The sequence below is a fragment of the Mesorhizobium sp. B1-1-5 genome (assembly GCF_006443065.1).
Taxonomy (GTDB): domain Bacteria; phylum Pseudomonadota; class Alphaproteobacteria; order Rhizobiales; family Rhizobiaceae; genus Mesorhizobium.
Map to the genome: position 1 here is coordinate 22,574 of NZ_VFWS01000015.1, position 13,540 is coordinate 36,113.

Here is a 13,540-nt window from a genome sequence, read left to right on the forward strand (position 1 = left end):
TGGCGCTTTAAACTAGCGGTCGATGATCGGGCGGCAAGAGGAACGGAATGCGCCAGTACGTCGGGCTGATCCACAAAGAGGACGCCAGCGATTACGGAGTGTCCTTTCCTGACTTTCCCGGTGTGGTCACGACTGGAGCAAGTCTCGAAGAGGCGCGCGAGTTAGCTGAACAGGCTTTGGCCTTTCACGCTGAAGGCCTGATCGAGGACGGCGAGGCGGTTCCTGATCCCACTTCCCTTGCGCAGGTCATGGCAGAAGCCGACCGGCGGGTGCTCACTCCGATCATGGTTCCGCTTGACGCCTGCTGAACGTCTTTCCTCTTTGGAAACCATGGCGTTCAACCGCCGCGAAACCGTGATTCACTTCGTGAGCGGGCTCCGCCGCCGTTCCGCCGCAATGCGACCGCAGTTCAGCTCCGTTCGCCCCCGTCGTCAGTCCCTGGGGCTTCAAAGGAGTTCTAGTGATGATCATCAAGAAGGCCATTCTGGCCGTGCTCATGACCGCGGCACTTGCCGGCTGCGAGACGCAGACCGAAGGCCAGCAGCGGGCCACCACCGGCGCGCTGATCGGCGGCGCCGGCGGCGCCCTGGTCGGCCAGGCGATCGGCGGCAACACCAAGAGTACGGTGATTGGCGCGGCGAGCGGCGCGCTGCTCGGCGCCGTCGTCGGCTCGGCCACCACGCCGCAGCGCCGCGGCGACCAGCTCTGCCGCTATCAGGACCGCTACGGCCGCATCTATACCGCGCCCTGCGACGACCGGTACTACAACGGCAATTATTGATTATCTGGATTCTTCCCGCTGACTTCGATCGGCGGGAGGAAGTCCACCCCGATGCCGGCCTTGATCATTCAGCGGGGCTCGGCTTCAGCACCGGCTTCCTCCGGGCGAACCAGCGCAGGACCGTGCGGCCGAGTTGCTGGCCAGGCATTTCGATGACCCTGTAGGTGACGAACGACAGAAGCAAGACCACCGGCAGCACGATCGCCAGCACGATGGCGAAGCGCAGCGGCGCGTCCATCTCCTGGCCGTAGCGGGCAATGACGAATGCCGCGACCGGCTGCAGCACCAGCAGGTGGATGAGATAGATGCTGTAGGACAGCTCGCCCAGAACATGAAAGACACCGCCACCCAGCGCCACGGCGATCTTTCTCGAAACGGTGCCCGCCAAGCCGGGCAGCATGCGGTAGAGGACAAGGGCAAAGAAGCCCAGCACCAGCGCTTCGCGTATCAGGAATTTCGAAAGCCCGTAGCTGTCGCCAAAGGGCAGCGACGCAAGCCCCATGGCCAGGGCCAGATGCAGGAGCGGCCGCGGCCGGCTTTGATGCACGATGCCGGCCAGCAGCATGCCGCAAAGGAACACCTGGATCTTCAGCGGCAGGAAGGACGGCATAGGGAAATGGATCGATAGTTGTCCAAGGAGCAGCACGCAGCCAATGCCGATCGCCGCAATCATGATGGCGCCCCAGATCCAGTCGAAGCGGCGCACCAAAAGCATGAGCGCCGGGAAGACTGCGTAGAACTGCATTTCCAGGCCAAGACTCCAGTCCGGCAGCGGCGTCCGGTAGGCGAGATTCGGAGAAAGGCCGAACAGGAATGTGAGGTGGGCGACGATGTTCTTCAGGCTGCCGTCGAGAAAGCGCTCGGGCGCCTGTGGCGCGCGCTGCAGGAAGGCATCGATGACCGTCCGTGAGTCATAGAGATAGGGCCCGAGCGCCAGTGCGAAGAACAGCATGACGTAGAACAGCGGCGCGATGCGGAAATAACGCCGTGTCCAGAATTTGAGCCAGGTCTCAGGCCGTTGCCAAGGCTCCTTGGCCTGGCGCAACTGATAATGAAACACCATCAGAAATCCGGACAGCATGATGAAGAGATCGACGCCGAGCGCAGGATCGCCAAGCACCGGAATATGCCAGCCGGTCAGGAGCAAGCAGTGACCTAGCAGCACCCACAGCGCTGCGGCGGCGCGAAGGCCGTCCAGGCATTCGATGCGTGCTGACTCGGTAAGGCTACTGTTCATGCTGCAATGCAGCATGGCGAGCGAGCCACGAATGTCAACCCGCGATGTCACCAGAAGAAGCCTTGATGCGATTCCGGCAAACATCAAGCAGACAGCAACCGCTCAAGACCGATAGCAGCTGCCGCCGATATTCGCGGCATGATCTGGCAGCTGTGCGATGCTAGCAACGCCGTTCCTGTTTCGGGTGCATGCGCGTCCGCACGACTACAACCGCTAGACGCCCGCTGGGCTGAAACAGCTAATGGTCGAATTCGGCTTCGCCGACAACGACGTGCAGGCCTTTGGCTGCAACAACTCCTGCGCCAAGGCTCATACCCGTGGGCCGGTGCGGGCTTACGGCTTGTGGCGAGACCTCAGCAACGATGAGGAATATCCGCTGAGGTCTGGGCTTTTGGAAAGAGAGCTTCACGTCTGATGAGCAGGCGCGTTTCCCGCTCGAAGACGAACCAACAAACAGTGTAGCCGTCCAAGATCAAAAGGCTGCCGGTCGGGACGTCAAACTGCCGACCTTGGTCAGCGCTTCTCGAAGCTACAAGGTTGCCATGCCCGCGAACGGGTGAGGGCAATCCAGGTTCCCACCGAGCCGGCTTGGCGGCACGGGATGCCATGCGCACCTACGCCAAGTCCAGACAGGTTCACTTGTTAAGTCCGTTCGCCATGTCCAGGTGCTGCTGCAGATGCGGCAATGTCGCCGCTGCCCAGGCCTTCAGGTCGGCCTGGTCGCCACCCTGGCTGTAGCGCTTGAAGAGATCGACCGCATCCTTGTGCGCATCGACCTGATCGGAATGATATTGCTTGGTGAAGTCACCGCCCTGCAGCGCCTTCAGATCGTTGAGGGTTGACTGTTGCTTGTCGGTCATGGCCGTGGGAAGCGTGGCTTTCACCTTTCCGCCAGTTACCAGGCCCTTCAAGTCGGCGGTCGTCTTCTCGTGGTCGGCGACCATCTGCTTGGCGAAGGCCTTCGTCGCATCGTCGGACCGTTCGAGCGCCAGCTTGCTGGATTCGATCTCGAACATGTCGCTGGTGGCTGCTTCGGTGATGAAGTCCTGCGTCGACGGCGCAACGCCCAGAACCGAATTCACGCCGGTCTTTTCCGTGGTCGAGGTCGATTGGGCCCAGGCCGGCCACGCCAGCACGAGCGCGGCGACCGTCAGAGCGAACTTTTTCATCGATTTGTCTCCGTTGTGATTTTCCAACCGAAGACGAGCCGGTTTGTTCCCCACCCGAGATGAGCGCGGCGCGCTGCACAACTACCTGACGGTCCGCCGCTCATCACGTCAGTGCATCATGTGGCCTGGCGCGTTTCGGCTTTGCGGGAACCTCGGTGCCATGGTCCGGTTATCTCGCTGCGAGGAGGTGCTCCATGAATGCGACGAAGGAATTCCTGCGCAGCTGGCTGGAGGAGAACGTCGGAAACTTGCCCGCCGATACCGAGGTCAGCGTTCCGATGCTGGCGCAGCAGTTCGAGCAGGATGCCGATGCCGCCGGCTACGGTCGCGAAGTGCGGGAGCAGGAGGTCGGGAACATCGAAGACGCCATCCAACGCGCTCTCGATAAGACCCCCGAGGGAACCGGTGAGGTGGAATCCGGTCCCGATAAGGAGAATTCACTGGCGCCGGTTGTCGATGCCCTGGAAGCCGTCGAGCCCGAGGCTTTGGGCGACGCTGAGGGTGGCACGAAGCCGGCCGGCTAGCGGCTCTCCTTCTCCAGCCTCGCGACCACCGCGTCCAGAACAGCCTTTGGGCAGGTTCTCCCTCGCGCAACGCCTTGAACCGCCATGATCCTTAGACAGCTTCGAAGCAGCCCGCGTGAGCGCTTCGAATTACAAAAAAGCTGAAAGGGGAATTGCTAGACATTGTTGCTACATCGGAGGGGGACGCAAGGGGCGACCGGGCGCGTGCCGCATTCCTGGAAGCGCGCCTAGCAGCAGCTGTCGGTTCTACCTGCTTACTGAGCCAGCGGCTGAGTGACGCGCGTCCCAGCCGCTCACGGAACAAAGGCGAGCCGCAGAGGTTCGGAGCTGCTTCCCGCAAGCCGCAGACACTTGGTCAGCAGAGGTATCCGATGACGAAGCCCCATCAAAACGACGATCCCGCCCGATCGGCACCAAGCAGCGACCGGACCGGCCAGCACACAGGGACGCACAGGGATCGGCCGCAAGAAGATCCCGCGGAAGGCTCGCGCAAGATTGTGGATCGCGAGCTCGCGCGGCAAAAGCAGTCGCCCGGGATTGAGAACGAGGAACCCGAGCAGGGCCTGCGGGATCAGGTCGAGGAAGAGACAAAGCTGCCTCAGAAAGGGTCGGCCTGATCGCGGCGAGCAGCGGCGCGACTGCCCTCATGACGGCAAAGTCCAGGCGGAACCTGCTTCTGTTGCTTGCGGCGGCAACGGCTGGGTTGGCGCTCTACAACAACCTCCTTGCGAGACGGACATTGGCCGGACGCCCGCTTGGGCGCTTCGTCCATGTCCGCGGAACGAAGCTGCATTTCCTGGAGGCGGGCCATGGGCAATCGTTGCTGCTCTTGCACGGCAACGGCGCTTCGGCGGAGGACTTCATGACAAGTGGCATCTTCGGCGAAGCCGCTGGCAAATATCGCGTGCTTGCCTTCGACAGGCCCGGCTTCGGCATGAGCCCACGCCCAATAGGCAGATCTTGGACCGCCGGCGCTCAGGCCGATCTCATCCAGGCCGCGGCGGAAAAACTCGATGTCGAGCGCTACATCGTTGTCGGGCATTCCTGGGGAGCCGCCGTGGCGCTCGAGATAGCGCGTCGGCATCCCCGATCCGTCGCCGGTGTGATCGTTGTCGCTGGTTATCATTACCCGCCGCCAAGGCTAGCGCTTGCCATCTCCTCGCTGCCAGCGGTCCCCCTGATCGGGACGGTGCTACGCCACGCCATACTGCCTTCGCTGGTCAGGCTGAACTGGCGCTGGGCGATGAAGAAGATTTTCCACCCGGCAATGATCGCGACGCCGTTCGCGGCAACGACAAGGGGATTGGCGAGCCGGCCCTCGCAGCTGCGGTCCATCTCTGCTGAATCCTTCCTGATGCTGGCGTCGGCACTGTTCCCAAATCGTCGATACGCCGACATTGCCGTCCCTGTCGGGATAATTGCCGGTGCCGGCGATCAGCTGTTCGATGCCAAGGCCGAAGCGCTGCGGCTACACGCCGAGATAAACCACTCGCTGCTGGATATCGTCTTGGCTGCCGGACATATGGTGCATCAAAGCAAGCCGCAGGCGGTTCTAGCCATGATCGACAAGGTTGCCGCTCTCGCGAGTGTTGCCGACCCGGTCTTGGAACCTCTATGATGCGGCAGCTCCAGACGCGCACCGTGGGGTGTCGATCGGTAGCGGGTGCACAGGCCCTTAAAGGACAGCCAGCAACAGTCGAGATAACGCTTCTAAAGACCTCCATGGCGCTCGTCGCCGTTGATCATCAGATCAGCCTGCGAGAGCTATTGCCAGTCCCCCAGGCCGCTCGCGTTATGGCTGGAGAAGTGCGCCACCATATTGCGCCCAAAGGTGTTCGCAGTCCCATATCCTCAAGCTTGGCGTTCTTGGTTCCCCATATAAGACCATTGCACCGCGAACGTCGTATCCAAGCACCGAGGCATTGGCGACGAACTGGATGGCGCGGCCTAAGCTGATGGCGCCGATCGGGACTTCAATTTTGCTGGTGAGGTCGATCACTCCGAAGATTTCCGCATCCGTGCCTCTGCCGGCCAAAACAGCCATCGAGATCGCATCGTCCAGGGCAAGGAGCATCGCGTGAGTCCCCCAAGGAGCAGTTGCAAACTCCAATGCGCGGAATTTGTTCCGCATCGCTAAAAGAATCTGAGATCACCCTTCACTTTCCGTCGCCTGGTGCACATCCGTTAGGAGAAGCGAGTGATCTGGCGCTATGAGTAAATGAACAGCGGGAGCGGCCGCGACACTCTGCCCGGTGGCCAGCACGAGTGGGGCCGCCATCGATCGCAGCCGACGTTCCACCCGCCCGGAAATAGGCGATGCCGATCCAGCCGAGCAGCAGCAGGAAGGTCAGGTGGATGTGGATCTCGGTGCCGCCCACACGGAGGATCGGATAGGACCACTGCATGACGTCACTCCGTCGGGTCGGAAGCAGGCCGCGCCCGCCGAGAAGTTTTGCAGTTGCGTCAAGTGCCCTCGTCATCCGTTCGAGCGCGTCGCTCCCGCCGGCTCGCTTACAGGGATTTGGGCCGGCGCGTCATTTCCTCAAGAGACAAGACAATAGGCCTCTTCGCCCGAAATGCGCGACTCGACCATGCTGGATCCGTCTCCCAATCCCGGTCGCGGTAGCCACTGCGCTGCACGAGCTGCAAAGGGTTCTTCTCGCCATAGGCGGCGCTGGTGGCCGCGCACCTTCAGTCCCAACAGTCGCTCGGTGGCAAAGCCGACTTCCCGTCGCACGTTGAAGCGAAGGCGGGGCATCTTCCGCGTTTGCGGCAGAACCTCAGTGGGTTTCCCATCGTTTTTCAGGCGTCATTTAGAGGGCGATAACCCTCCTATGAGCGGAGGTCGAAGCCCTCTTGTCCAGTGACGCAACAAATCGTCGAGTCTCGCCCGGCACAGCACGAGAGCTTGGTGACGTCCTTTTCGAAGCCCACCGCAGCCAGCGTTAGGCCCTCGACTGTGGTGAGATACGGAAAGATCGTGTCCGCAAGTTCGTCAATGGTGAGCCCCTGCCGGATCGCCAGCGTCGCGGTTTGGATGCTGTCGGCACCTTCCGGCGCGAGGATATGGGCCGAACAAACGGCCGTCGTTCACATCGTCGACAAGCTTAATCAACCCGCGGGTAAGAAGGCCACTCGGTCTCCAAAACCGCTGCTCCGTTGAAATCCTGCCATAGGTTGCGCGATCAGCGCTTAGGGCGGCCCGATTAATGCTGCGGCTTCGCACCTCAACTATGCAGCCTTCGCAGCGTGGATAGTATGAAGCATCTCGGGCTTTAGATGCGTGTAGCGTCGCAGCATCTTCCAATCCTTGTGTCCCGTAACCAGCGCCACCTGTTCGATAGTGAACCCGGCTTCGAATAGGCGGCTCGTGCCTTCGTGCCGCAAGTCGTGAAAATGAAGGTCCTGGATGCCAAGGTCAGCGCATCCTCGGCGAAAGGCGGTGCCGACTGACCGATGATTGAACGGGAAAATTCGATCATCGTCATTGCTGCGCCTTGCGCGCTGCTCCTCGACAATGGCCCACGCGTCGTACCCGGTTGCGGCGAACAGCGGTATGCGCTGATTGTTCCCCTTCTTGTTGCGTGGGTCTTTGCGGTCGCGGATCAGAAGCATTCGCGTGCGAGAATCCAGATCGGACCAACGTGCCTTGCAGATTTCCTCCTGACGCATCGCGGTTGCGACGGCAAAACGTATAATGCGGCCAACCGGCGCTATCTGAAGTGGGTTTAAATCGAAGTGAGCGACTAGTCTGTCGAGCTCGTCCTGGGTCGGCCGCCTGTCGCGCTCACATCCCTTGCCGACCAGGCCGAGGCGCTTAAGCGCGATACGGGCGAGATCGACGGATTCCACCTTAGTCGGGAGACCGTGGACGGCCGCAGCATGGGACAGGACAAGCTTTACGAAGCCGATATCGATACCGAGCGTCATCGGGCCGGCACCCTGGGCGGCGCGCTCGCGGCCGAACTGAATGAGCCGTTCGCGATCGAGAGCTGCGATGCTGCTCTTGCCAAGATGTCTTCGGATCATATCGAGGGCCGCGGCCTTGGAGCGGCGAGGGGACTTGCCTACATCGCGCATGTCGTCGATATGGAGGTCGATGAGTTCGCCGAAGGTCTTAAGACGCGCAATGCGGGACTTGGTCGGCGTCTCTCCACGATCGATTTGGCGTTCGGTTTCGGTCGCCCAGCGGCGTGCGTCGTCGCGGCGCAGGAAGGTCTCGCTGACGTAGCGACCTTTGCGACGGACTTGCACGCGCCAGGAACCGGACGAGAGCTTTGTGTAGGTGGCCATATTTTCGTGTGCGCTCCGTGTGCACTGAGAGATCGAAACGTGGCGAAAAAGGTCGTATTCTGGCGTAAATTCGGTTTGGCCCGTTAGGAGCTAAGAATTTGATGCTAAATAAAAAATGCTTATAAATCAAGGGCATACAGTGGCCGTGGCCCCGATGATGGACTGGACGGATCGGCATTGCCGGTTCTTCCACCGTCAGCTGACGCGCCGCGCGCTGCTTTACACCGAGATGGTGGTGGCGGATGCGGTCATCCGCGGCGCGCGCGAAAGACTGCTCGGTTTCGACAATGTCGAGCACCCGGTTGCGCTACAACTTGGCGGATCGGATCCCGCAAAGCTCGCCGAGGCAGCGCTGATCGGCGAAGCCTTCGGCTATGACGAGATCAACCTCAATGTCGGCTGTCCGTCCGATCGCGTCCAGTCGGGAACGTTCGGCGCCTGCCTGATGAAGACGCCGGTTCTGGTCGCCGAGTGCGTCGCGTCGATGAAGGCCGCGGTGAAAATCCCCGTCACGGTCAAATGCCGTATCGGCGTCGACGATCAAGACCCGGGGCCTGCGCTCGACACGCTCGCCGACGGCGTGCTCGCCGCCGGCGCCGACGCGCTCTGGGTGCACGCCCGCAAGGCTTGGCTGGCGGGGCTGAGCCCCAAGGAAAACCGCGAGATCCCACCGCTCGATTACCCGCGCGTCTACCGGCTGAAGGCCGGAAAGCCGGACGAATTCATCGGCATCAACGGCGGCATCCAGTCGCTCGCCGAGGCGTCGGCGCATCTCGGTCATGTCGACGGCGTGATGCTCGGCCGCGCGGCCTATCATACGCCGGGGATTCTGACCGGCATCGATGCCGCCTTCTATGGCGAGGCGCCTGCCGCCTTCGACTATTCGGCGCTGATCGACGCCATGGCCGGCTATGCCGAGCGCCACATCGAGCGGGGCGGGCGGCTCGGCCACATTACCCGCCATATGGTCGGACTGTTCCACGGCTTGCCCGGCGCGCGCCGCTTCCGGCAGATCCTCTCCACCGACGCGAACAAACCCGGCGCCGGGCCGGAGGTGCTGAAGACCGCGTTTTTGGCAATCGATTTCGCGGCGGCGGAAGCCGAGGCGGCCTGACTGTCGGTTAATGCGTGTCGCGCCGCATACTGCTGCGCGACCGCGTCAGTCCCGCAGGATCATGCGGTCGCCGCGCACGTCAAAGCCCGACAATGAGCCGATGAAGTTCATGCCGAGCAGGCTTTGGTCCAGCATGCCGGGCGCGGCGACCATCACCGACATGTCCTTGCGCACGATGCCGCCGATCGCCACCTCGTCGGTCCTGACCGTCGCCGCGCGCGCCATGCCGTTGGCAGTGGCGACATCCACGCTGTAGCTAAGCGCCGCCGGGTTGAACCCAGCGGCTTGAGCATCTTCGGACGTCAGCACCGTGCTGGTCGCGCCGGTGTCGACCACGGCGCGCACCGGCGTGCCGTTGACCAGGATGCGAGCTTCGAAATGGCCGTTGTCGGCTTTGTCGAGCGTGACGGTCGGGCGGCCATTCTCCACGCCTAAAGCCAACGGGCTGCCCGGGACAAAGCCGGCGGTGACGCGGCTCGCCACGTCCTGCAACTCGTAGCGATACTGGTAGCCCGCGATCAGCACGAGCACGAATGCGGCCCAGACGCCGAGATTGCGTGCCATATCGCCCAGCGGCCGGCCGGAGCGGAGCAGGCTCGCACCGATCACCATGACCAGCACGCCGACCCAGATCAGCCGGCCGAAATCATTGTTGTTCATGCCGAAAGTGCGGCCGGCCGAATTGTTGAGCATGAGCAGCGCGACCCCGGCGCCAATCACCGCCATGACGATCCAGAACAGCCGGTTCATCGGTTTCTTCTCACAGAACGCCGCGCTCGCGCGCCATGCGGGTACGCCGGGTTTCGCGGCGCGGCCGCCGCTCGACCGTTTCAAGCCGCGCCGGCAGTTCGGCCATCACTGATCGGCGCGTTTCGGGGGTCATTGCGAGCCAGGCGGAAATCTCGTCGCGCGTGCGGCCGCAACCAAAGCAGAAGCCGGTTTTCATATCGATCGAACAGACCAGGATGCAGGGAGATTCGATGGCGGTCATGCTGTTCTCTTGCCTTTATTCCACATGGTGCAACCGCCGGAGCAATGCAAGCCCTCCGCATTGCGCCGCAAGGCGACGCGTTCGCGGCATCGTCAGGCGGTTGTGCCGGCTGGAGAAGGCGGCTATGCCGCTTGCGACTTCCGCAACCAACCGCGACCGACATAATGCCTGCTAAGCCTTTCGACGATTTCCGAAGCCTTCTGGCGGCCCTGCCGCCGGCCGACGATGCGGCGAGCGCCCGCGTCCGGGCGCTTTTCGCCAAAGCCGACAAGCCGAAAGAATCGCTCGGCCGCGTCGAGGACGTCGCAGCCTGGATTGCTGCCTGGAGCGGGCGCGCGCCGCCGGCGATCAATCGGCCTCTGGTGGCGATCTTCGCCGGCAATCACGGCGCTGTCAGGCACGGCATCTCGCCGCGGCCGGTGGCGGCGACCGCAAATGAAGTCGAGCTCTGCGCCGCCGGCGGCGCCGCGATCAACCAGGTCTGCATCGCCAACGATCTCGGCCTGAAAGTCTTCGACCTCGCCTTGGATATCTCCACGGGCGACATCACCGAGGAGGCCGCGCTCGATGAACGCGGCTGCGCCGCGACCATGGCCTTCGGCATGGAAGCGGTCGCCGGTGGCGCCGACCTCCTTTGCCTTGGCGATCTCGGGGTCGGCAATTCGACGATCGCTGCCGCCCTTTGCGCCGCCCTGTTCGGCGGCGAGGGAGCCAACTGGGTCGGGTCGGGTTCGGGCGCCGATGCGGCGATGATGGCAAATAAAGCCGAGGTCGTGGATCGGGCTCTGGCATTCCATGGCTCGGGTCTGGGAGACCCGCTCGAGGTTTTGCGCAGGGTCGGCGGGCGCGAATTCGCGGCCATCTGCGGCGCCATTCTCGCGGCGCGCATGGAGAAAATCCCTGTCCTTCTCGACGGGTTCGCTGCGACAGCGGCGGCCGCCGTCCTGCACGCGACCAATCCCGACGCGCTCGATCATTGCCTGCTTGCCGGCCTGTCGCCGGAACCCGGCCACACCAAGGCGGCCGAAAGGCTCGGATTGCGGCCGCTGTTCGATTTCGGGATCAGTCATGGCGAAGGGGTAGGGGCTGCTCTCGCCGCCGGCATCGTCAAGGCCGCGGCACTGACCAGCTCGGGCATGGCGCTGGCTGTGCGGCTTTAGCGCCCGGCGACTCAGCGGCGTCCGCGCGCGGCGACCGTCTTGGTCGGCAAGGCCGGCAATTCCTCCATCACCCGGCTCAACGGGAAGATGGCGATCGCCTCGGTGCCTTCGCGCAGCTTGGAATGAAGCTCGAACTCGCCGCCATGCATGGCAAGCAGCCCCTGCACGATCGGCAGCCCGAGGCCGGTTCCCTGCTCGGCGCTCTTGATGGCGATCGAGCCCTGGCCGAAGGCGGAAAGCACCACCGGGATTTCCTCTTCCGGTATGCCCGGGCCGTTGTCCTTGACCGAAATGTACTGGCCGCCGCCGGCGGTCCAGCCGACACGCACGCGCACTTCGCCGCCGGACGGGGTGAACTTGATCGAATTGGACAGGAGGTTGAGCGTGATCTGCCTGACGGCACGCTCGTCGGCGAAGAGGCGCGGCAGGGTCTCCTCGAACTCCTGGATGATACGGATGTCCTTGTTGCGGGCGCGCAGCTCCATCATGTGGCAGCAGTCCTCGACGATGGTCACCAGCACGACCGGCTCCTCGTTGAGCTGGTAGCGGCCGGCCTCGATGCGCGACAGGTCGAGGATCTCGTTGATCAGGTCGAGCAGGTGCTGTCCGGACTCATGCACGTCATGGGCATAATCGCGGTAGGTCGGATTGCTCATCGGCCCCAGCACTTCATTGGCCATCACTTCGGAGAAGCCAAGGATGGCGTTGAGCGGCGTCCGGAGCTCGTGGCTCATCGAGGCGAGAAAACGCGATTTCGCCAGATTGGCGTCCTCGGCGCGCCGCCTTGCTTCATCCGACATCGATTTCGCCGTCTCCAGCTCGGCGATCAGCGCGTCCTTCTCCGAACGGAAGGAGAGCAGCATCAGCGAAGCCTGATTGAGATGGCGCGCGACGTAGCCGAAGAAGGGAAGCGCCGCGATGAGCAAGGCCGCCATCGTGGCCTCGATCGGCGTCCACAGGCGCATGACGGTGTAGACATAAACGGCAACGGGAATGGCAAAGGTCGCGAACAGCGCGCCGCCAAGCGACGAGGCCATCACGGCCGTCGTCGCCATGGCGATCAGCAGCACCATGGCCTTGGCAACATGGAACTGGTCGATCTGGCATGTGGCGCAGCCGACCCAGGCGAACCACGCCCAACCGAGGCCGCAGAGGAAATGGCCGATCAGAAAGTCGCGACGCGTCTGCGCCGGGTCGAGTTCGGCCGCCTCGGTCCGCTCCACGCGACGCGCCATGAACGCGACGATCGTGTAGCAAAGCAGCGTCGACAGGGCCCAGATGGTGATCTGGCTGTCCAGACCCGCCAGCCGGCCGATGGCCGCCACGGCGAGCACGAGCAAGGGGATCGCGAGCGCGCTGACCGACATGGCGCGCGCATGCAGCTTCAGCAGCTCACGGTCGAAATCGAGGCTGCCCGCCTGCTGCGAGAGGCGGTCGCGCGTCTTGCGCACCGCGCGCGCCACATCGCTGTTGCGGTGCGGTTTACGGCGGTCCACAATAAATTTATCCGCTGTGTTCGAGCGTTGCAAAGGCATACAGACTTCAATTTCTGCGCGCAGCGACTGTCAGTTCGTTAAGCTACGTTCGAATGATTAAGAGACTGTTTGCCATATGAGCCGTTTCGGGCCGCGGGGACCGCGCCGACCCTATGCGGCGAGCCCGCCGCGCAGCCTCTGGTGCAAGCTGCTGGACTACGGACTTGCCATCCTTCTGCTTGGGTTGCTCATCCTGGTGGCGGCACGCCTCGACCGCTTCGAGAGGCGCCAGGAGCAAGGCACGGCGATCGTCAATGACGGCGATTCGATCACGCTCGGGGCCGAGCGCATCCGCATGCGCGGCATCGATGCTCCGGAGTATCAGCAGACCTGCCAAAAGGCCGGCGCCGACTATCCCTGCGGCAAGCTGGCGCGGCAGTCGCTGGTACGGCTGATCGCCGGCAGGCCTGTTGTCTGCAGCGGCTGGCAGCGCGACCGCTACGGCCGCCTGCTCGGCGATTGCAAGGCAGGCGACACCGACCTAAACCAGGCCCAGGTGCAGGCCGGATGGGCGGTTGCCTTCGGCGGCTTTGAGACCGAGGAAGCAGCGGCGAGAGCGGCCAAGGCCGGCATCTGGGCAGGCACTTTCGCGGAGCCGCAGGACTGGCGCGACAGCCATCACGGCGCGCCGGTCGAGAGAAAGCACGGCGTGCTGGCCTCGTTCGGCGATGCGTTGCGCGAATTTGTTCGCTTCTGGTGATGGGCTGACCCGCGCCCTATGATCCGGTGGAGAAGC

At 63.2% G+C, this 13,540-nt stretch carries 16 protein-coding genes and 1 pseudogene; 9 read left to right on the top strand and 8 right to left on the bottom strand.

The genetic code is table 11. The features are described 5' to 3' along the window. Window positions 1-47: 47 nt before the first annotated feature. Entirely contained in the window at window positions 48-308 is a 261-nt protein-coding gene (locus FJ980_RS08215) for a type II toxin-antitoxin system HicB family antitoxin (protein WP_140542418.1), read from the top strand. 155 nt (window positions 309-463) lie between these two features. Then, window positions 464-781, top strand: coding sequence for a YMGG-like glycine zipper-containing protein (locus FJ980_RS08220; RefSeq protein ID WP_127234358.1), 318 nt, complete (start codon window positions 464-466; stop codon window positions 779-781). Between the two features lie 64 nt (window positions 782-845). Here FJ980_RS08220 and FJ980_RS08225 read toward each other — a convergent pair whose 3' ends face one another. Further along, complete coding sequence (locus FJ980_RS08225) at window positions 846-2,018, bottom strand: acyltransferase (protein ID WP_140542419.1); 1,173 nt, start codon at window positions 2,016-2,018, stop codon at window positions 846-848. Between the two features lie 241 nt (window positions 2,019-2,259). Between FJ980_RS08225 and FJ980_RS35920 the strand changes: the two genes are divergently transcribed. Continuing rightward, the gene (locus FJ980_RS35920) at window positions 2,260-2,433 is read left to right on the top strand and encodes a hypothetical protein (protein WP_348640650.1); all 174 of its coding nucleotides are present in this window, start codon (window positions 2,260-2,262) and stop codon (window positions 2,431-2,433) included. A gap of 220 nt (window positions 2,434-2,653) precedes the next feature. Here the strand turns inward: FJ980_RS35920 and FJ980_RS08235 are convergent, their stop codons facing one another. Continuing rightward, window positions 2,654-3,187, bottom strand: coding sequence for a DUF4142 domain-containing protein (locus tag FJ980_RS08235; protein WP_140542420.1), 534 nt, complete (start codon window positions 3,185-3,187; stop codon window positions 2,654-2,656). A 194-nt stretch (window positions 3,188-3,381) separates the two neighbouring features. Between FJ980_RS08235 and FJ980_RS08240 the strand changes: the two genes are divergently transcribed. From FJ980_RS08240 to FJ980_RS08250, 3 genes are all read left to right on the top strand, one after another. Further along, complete coding sequence (locus FJ980_RS08240; RefSeq protein WP_140542421.1) at window positions 3,382-3,711, top strand: DUF768 domain-containing protein; 330 nt, start codon at window positions 3,382-3,384, stop codon at window positions 3,709-3,711. 371 nt (window positions 3,712-4,082) lie between these two features. Further along, complete coding sequence (locus FJ980_RS08245) at window positions 4,083-4,328, top strand: hypothetical protein (protein WP_140542422.1); 246 nt, start codon at window positions 4,083-4,085, stop codon at window positions 4,326-4,328. A gap of 212 nt (window positions 4,329-4,540) precedes the next feature. Continuing rightward, window positions 4,541-5,329, top strand: coding sequence for an alpha/beta hydrolase (locus FJ980_RS08250; RefSeq protein ID WP_246676358.1), 789 nt, complete (start codon window positions 4,541-4,543; stop codon window positions 5,327-5,329). A gap of 174 nt (window positions 5,330-5,503) precedes the next feature. Here the strand turns inward: FJ980_RS08250 and FJ980_RS08255 are convergent, their stop codons facing one another. From FJ980_RS08255 to FJ980_RS08265, 3 genes and pseudogenes are all read right to left on the bottom strand, one after another. Then, window positions 5,504-5,785, bottom strand: coding sequence for a hypothetical protein (locus FJ980_RS08255; RefSeq protein ID WP_140542424.1), 282 nt, complete (start codon window positions 5,783-5,785; stop codon window positions 5,504-5,506). Between the two features lie 758 nt (window positions 5,786-6,543). Then, window positions 6,544-6,835 (bottom strand): annotated as a pseudogene (locus FJ980_RS08260) (hypothetical protein); the annotation flags it as partial. Window positions 6,836-6,942: 107 nt separating this feature from the next. Then, a complete protein-coding gene (locus tag FJ980_RS08265) occupies window positions 6,943-8,004 on the bottom strand; it encodes a site-specific integrase (protein ID WP_140542425.1) in 1,062 nt (353 codons plus the stop codon). 115 nt (window positions 8,005-8,119) lie between these two features. On the opposite strand from FJ980_RS08265, the gene dusA reads away from it, so the two are divergent. After that, window positions 8,120-9,118: a tRNA dihydrouridine(20/20a) synthase DusA gene (dusA, locus tag FJ980_RS08270; protein WP_140542426.1), complete on the top strand. Its 999-nt coding sequence runs from the start codon at window positions 8,120-8,122 to the stop codon at window positions 9,116-9,118. Window positions 9,119-9,163: 45 nt separating this feature from the next. On the opposite strand, the gene FJ980_RS08275 is transcribed toward dusA, so the two are convergent. Both FJ980_RS08275 and FJ980_RS08280 read right to left on the bottom strand, forming a co-directional pair. Continuing rightward, on the bottom strand, window positions 9,164-9,868 hold the full coding sequence (locus FJ980_RS08275; protein WP_140542427.1) for a TIGR02281 family clan AA aspartic protease: 705 nt from the start codon (window positions 9,866-9,868) through the stop codon (window positions 9,164-9,166). A 10-nt stretch (window positions 9,869-9,878) separates the two neighbouring features. Continuing rightward, on the bottom strand, window positions 9,879-10,109 hold the full coding sequence (locus FJ980_RS08280; protein WP_140542428.1) for a DUF1289 domain-containing protein: 231 nt from the start codon (window positions 10,107-10,109) through the stop codon (window positions 9,879-9,881). Between the two features lie 161 nt (window positions 10,110-10,270). Between FJ980_RS08280 and FJ980_RS08285 the strand changes: the two genes are divergently transcribed. Next, a complete protein-coding gene (locus tag FJ980_RS08285) occupies window positions 10,271-11,269 on the top strand; it encodes a nicotinate-nucleotide--dimethylbenzimidazole phosphoribosyltransferase (protein WP_140542467.1) in 999 nt (332 codons plus the stop codon). 11 nt (window positions 11,270-11,280) lie between these two features. Here the strand turns inward: FJ980_RS08285 and FJ980_RS08290 are convergent, their stop codons facing one another. Continuing rightward, window positions 11,281-12,804: a HAMP domain-containing sensor histidine kinase gene (locus FJ980_RS08290; RefSeq protein WP_140542429.1), complete on the bottom strand. Its 1,524-nt coding sequence runs from the start codon at window positions 12,802-12,804 to the stop codon at window positions 11,281-11,283. 76 nt (window positions 12,805-12,880) lie between these two features. Here FJ980_RS08290 and FJ980_RS08295 point away from each other — a divergent pair, with 76 nt between their 5' ends. Further along, on the top strand, window positions 12,881-13,504 hold the full coding sequence (locus tag FJ980_RS08295; RefSeq protein WP_140542430.1) for a thermonuclease family protein: 624 nt from the start codon (window positions 12,881-12,883) through the stop codon (window positions 13,502-13,504). Window positions 13,505-13,540: the final 36 nt, after the last annotated feature.

Coding starts and splice junctions, on each gene's coding strand:
- FJ980_RS35920 (WP_348640650.1), top strand. CDS start 2,260: ATGGTCGAATTCGGCTTCGCCGACAACGACGTGCAGGCCTTTGGCTGC.
- FJ980_RS08295 (WP_140542430.1), top strand. CDS start 12,881: ATGAGCCGTTTCGGGCCGCGGGGACCGCGCCGACCCTATGCGGCGAGC.
- FJ980_RS08220 (WP_127234358.1), top strand. CDS start 464: ATGATCATCAAGAAGGCCATTCTGGCCGTGCTCATGACCGCGGCACTT.
- FJ980_RS08215 (WP_140542418.1), top strand. CDS start 48: ATGCGCCAGTACGTCGGGCTGATCCACAAAGAGGACGCCAGCGATTAC.
- dusA (WP_140542426.1), top strand. CDS start 8,120: ATGCTTATAAATCAAGGGCATACAGTGGCCGTGGCCCCGATGATGGAC.
- FJ980_RS08255 (WP_140542424.1), bottom strand. CDS start 5,785: ATGCTCCTTGCCCTGGACGATGCGATCTCGATGGCTGTTTTGGCCGGC.
- FJ980_RS08265 (WP_140542425.1), bottom strand. CDS start 8,004: ATGGCCACCTACACAAAGCTCTCGTCCGGTTCCTGGCGCGTGCAAGTC.
- FJ980_RS08235 (WP_140542420.1), bottom strand. CDS start 3,187: ATGAAAAAGTTCGCTCTGACGGTCGCCGCGCTCGTGCTGGCGTGGCCG.
- FJ980_RS08275 (WP_140542427.1), bottom strand. CDS start 9,868: ATGAACCGGCTGTTCTGGATCGTCATGGCGGTGATTGGCGCCGGGGTC.
- FJ980_RS08280 (WP_140542428.1), bottom strand. CDS start 10,109: ATGACCGCCATCGAATCTCCCTGCATCCTGGTCTGTTCGATCGATATG.
- FJ980_RS08245 (WP_140542422.1), top strand. CDS start 4,083: ATGACGAAGCCCCATCAAAACGACGATCCCGCCCGATCGGCACCAAGC.
- FJ980_RS08225 (WP_140542419.1), bottom strand. CDS start 2,018: ATGAACAGTAGCCTTACCGAGTCAGCACGCATCGAATGCCTGGACGGC.
- FJ980_RS08290 (WP_140542429.1), bottom strand. CDS start 12,804: ATGCCTTTGCAACGCTCGAACACAGCGGATAAATTTATTGTGGACCGC.
- FJ980_RS08240 (WP_140542421.1), top strand. CDS start 3,382: ATGAATGCGACGAAGGAATTCCTGCGCAGCTGGCTGGAGGAGAACGTC.